At 72.2% G+C, this 3,262-nt stretch carries 3 protein-coding genes and 1 pseudogene; 1 reads left to right on the top strand and 3 read right to left on the bottom strand.

Annotated features, from left to right (window positions below):
* From BHU15_RS36755 to glmS, 3 genes are all read right to left on the bottom strand, one after another.
* On the bottom strand, positions 1–451 hold a 451-nt coding region (locus BHU15_RS36755), incomplete at its 3' end, for an NAD(P)H-hydrate epimerase (protein ID WP_218028100.1).
* Positions 452–481: 30 nt separating this feature from the next.
* Positions 482–850, bottom strand: coding sequence for a holo-ACP synthase (locus tag BHU15_RS36750; RefSeq protein ID WP_023539297.1), 369 nt, complete (start codon positions 848–850; stop codon positions 482–484).
* 16 nt (positions 851–866) lie between these two features.
* Positions 867–2,720, bottom strand: coding sequence for a glutamine--fructose-6-phosphate transaminase (isomerizing) (gene glmS / locus BHU15_RS36745; RefSeq protein ID WP_069631042.1), 1,854 nt, complete (start codon positions 2,718–2,720; stop codon positions 867–869).
* A gap of 182 nt (positions 2,721–2,902) precedes the next feature.
* On the opposite strand from glmS, the pseudogene BHU15_RS36740 reads away from it, so the two are divergent.
* Positions 2,903–3,262, top strand: a pseudogene (locus BHU15_RS36740) (hypothetical protein); the annotation flags it as partial.

The following is a 3,262-nucleotide window of genomic DNA, read 5'->3' as shown; positions in this document are numbered from 1 at the left end:
CCGCGCCGGAGCCCCGCGCGGCGCGCGCCACCGGGACCGCGTCGGGCCGCAGCCCGCCGCGCCCGCCGATGCCGGTGATGCCGTCGATGACGAGATCGGCGGCGGCCGTTGCGTCGAACGGGTCGTCCGCCACCCGTCCGCCCGCGGCGAGCAGCGCCGTAAGACCGGGGGCGTGCGCCCGCCCGGGGGCGAGGAGGACCGCCGACACCCCGGCGCCGCGCCGCGCGAGCCGGGCCCCCGCGTACAGCGCGTCGCCGCCGTTGTCGCCGCTGCCGACGAGCAGGACGACCCGCGCCCCGTACACCCGCCCCGGTGCCCGCCGACGCAGCAGATCGGCGCAGGCGGCGGCGAGTCCGGCCGCCGCGCGCTGCATCAGTACGCCGTCGGGGAGCCGGTCCATCAGCTCCCGCTCGGCGGTCCGTACGGTCTCGACGCTGTAGGCGGTACGCATGACACCGAGTCTGCCGCACAGCGCCGGGCCTCACCCCTCCGCGATCACCACCGCCGACGCGATCCCCGCGTCATGGCTGAGCGACACATGCCAGGACCGCACGCCCAGTTCCGCCGCGCGCGCCGCCACCGTGCCCCGTACCCGCAGCCTCGGCTGCCCGCTCTCCTCGACGTACACCTCGGCGTCCGTCCAGTGCAGCCCGGCCGGCGCGCCCAGCGCCTTCGCCAGTGCCTCCTTGGCCGCGAAGCGCGCGGCCAGCGAGGCGATACCGCGCCTCTCCCCGCTGGGCAGCAGCAACTCCCGCTCGGAGAACAACCGTTCGGCCAGGGCCGGCGTGCGCTCCATGGACGCCGCGAATCTCTCGATCTCCGCGACGTCGATCCCCACCCCGATGATCACTGTGCAGTCCCGCCTCTCACTCCACCGTCACGGACTTCGCCAGGTTCCTCGGCTGGTCCACCTCGTTGCCGCGCGCCGTCGCCAGCTCGCAGGCGAAGACCTGCAACGGCACCGTCGAGACCAGCGGCTGAAGGAGCGTCGGCGTGACCGGGATACGGATGAGATGGTCCGCGTACGGCACCACCGCCTCGTCCCCCTCCTCCGCGATCACGATCGTCCGCGCTCCCCGCGCCCGGATCTCCTGGATGTTCGACACGATCTTGTCGTGCAGCACCGAACGCCCACGCGGCGACGGTACGACGACGACCACCGGTACATCCTCCTCGATCAGCGCGATCGGCCCGTGCTTCAGCTCACCGGCCGCGAAGCCCTCGGCGTGCATGTACGCCAGTTCCTTCAGCTTCAGGGCGCCCTCCAGCGCCACCGGATAGCCGACGTGCCGCCCCAGGAACAGCACCGTCTTCTTGCCGGCGAGCGAGCGCGCCAGCTCCCGTACCGGCTCCATCGTCTCCAGCACCCGCTCGACCTCGTGCGAGACGCGGGACAGTTCGCGGATGACGGCGCGGATCTCGTCGCCGTACTTCGTGCCGCGCAGCTGCCCCAGGTACAGCGCGACCAGGTAGCAGGCGACGAGCTGGGTCAGGAACGCCTTGGTCGACGCGACGGCGACCTCGGGACCCGCGTGCGTGTAGAGGACGGCGTCCGACTCCCTCGGGATGGTCGAGCCGTTGGTGTTGCAGATGGCGAGGACCGTGGCGCCCTGGTCGCGCGCGTGGCGCAGCGCCATCAGCGTGTCCATCGTCTCGCCGGACTGCGAGATGGCGACCACGAGGGTACGGGTGTTGAGGATCGGGTCCCGGTAGCGGAACTCGCTCGCCAGCTCCACCTCGCACGGGATGCGGGTCCAGTGCTCGATGGCGTACTTCGCGATGAGCCCGGCGTGGAAGGCCGTCCCGCACGCCACGATGACGACCTTGTCGGCCGCCCGCAGCACCCGCGAGGGGATGCGCAGATCGTCCAGCGTCAGCGAGCCCTCGGCGTTGATCCGGCCGAGGAGGGTGTCGGCGACGGCCTTCGGCTGCTCGGCGATCTCCTTGAGCATGAAGTAGTCGTAGCCGCCCTTCTCGGCGGCCGACGCGTCCCAGTCGATGTGGTACTCGCGTACGTTGCCGTGCGCGTCGGCGCCGTCGAAGTCGGTCACCCGCACGCCGTCCCGGCGCAGCTCCACCACCTGGTCCTGGCCCAGCTCGATCGCGGAGCGCGTATGGGCGATGAAGGCGGCGACGTCGGAGGCGAGGAACGCCTCGCCGTCGCCGACACCCACCACGAGCGGCGAGTTGCGGCGCGCGCCGACGACGACGTCCGGCTCGTCCGCGTGCACGGCGACGAGCGTGAACGCGCCCTCCAGCCGCCCGCACACCCGGCGCATCGACTCGGCCAGCTCGCCGCAGGAGGCGAACGCCTCGGCGAGCAGATGCGCCACGACCTCGGTGTCGGTCTCGGAGGTCAGGTCGTGACCGCGGTCGGTCAGCTCGGTCCGCAGCGCGGCGAAGTTCTCGATGATCCCGTTGTGCACGACGGCGACGCGGCCCGCGTTGTCGGCGTGCGGATGGGCGTTGGTGTCGGTGGGGCCGCCGTGCGTGGCCCACCTGGTGTGCCCGATACCGGTGGTACCCCCCGGCAACGGCGCCTCCACCAGCGCCTTCTCCAGATTGACGAGCTTGCCCGCCTTCTTGGCCGAGGCGAGCCCGCCGCCGGCGATGACCGCGACACCGGCCGAGTCGTAGCCCCGGTATTCGAGCCGCTTGAGTCCGGCGATGACCACATCGAGTGCCGACTGCCCGCCGACATATCCCACGATTCCGCACATGGGCGGCAGCCTACGGCGGCGGATCCCATGGGTCCGGGAGCGCTCGCGGGCCGCTACTCCATGCGATGGGGCATGCCATACGTCGCGCCATTCCTCGCGCGATACGTCACGCGATACGTCACGCGATACGGCTTTGTCACCGAAAGCCTCTGGTGGCGGCCACCTTCGACCGCCTTCAATTGATGACCGTGACGATGACGGCGACGCTACGCACCTTGATCACCCTGCCGCGGGTGCTCCGCCACGGGGCGGCCGTCGGCGCGCAGTTGCCTCCCGACGCCTCCGTCGTCCTCGATCCGCCCACGCCCGAGCTGCGCGCCGCGCTCACGGCCGCGTACGCCGGTGACCACGCGCCCGCCAGGGACCTGCTGGCGGCGACGCGCCTCGGCGCCGAGTGGGAGCGGCGCGGTGGGTACGTGCCGCGGCTCGCGGAGAGCGCGCTGCACAGTCCCGGCTGGCTGGACACGTGGCTCGGCCTTGACCAGTACGGCGTCCGGGTCCCGCGGCGACTCCGCGAGCCACGTGTCCAGCCAGCCGGGACT

This window comes from Streptomyces niveus, from assembly GCF_001723055.1.
Taxonomy (GTDB): domain Bacteria; phylum Actinomycetota; class Actinomycetes; order Streptomycetales; family Streptomycetaceae; genus Streptomyces; species Streptomyces niveus.
Note: the sequence above shows the minus strand (reverse complement) of the source record. Positions and strands in the feature narration are given on the sequence as shown.

Coding starts and splice junctions, on each gene's coding strand:
- glmS (WP_069631042.1), bottom strand. CDS start 2,720: ATGTGCGGAATCGTGGGATATGTCGGCGGGCAGTCGGCACTCGATGTG.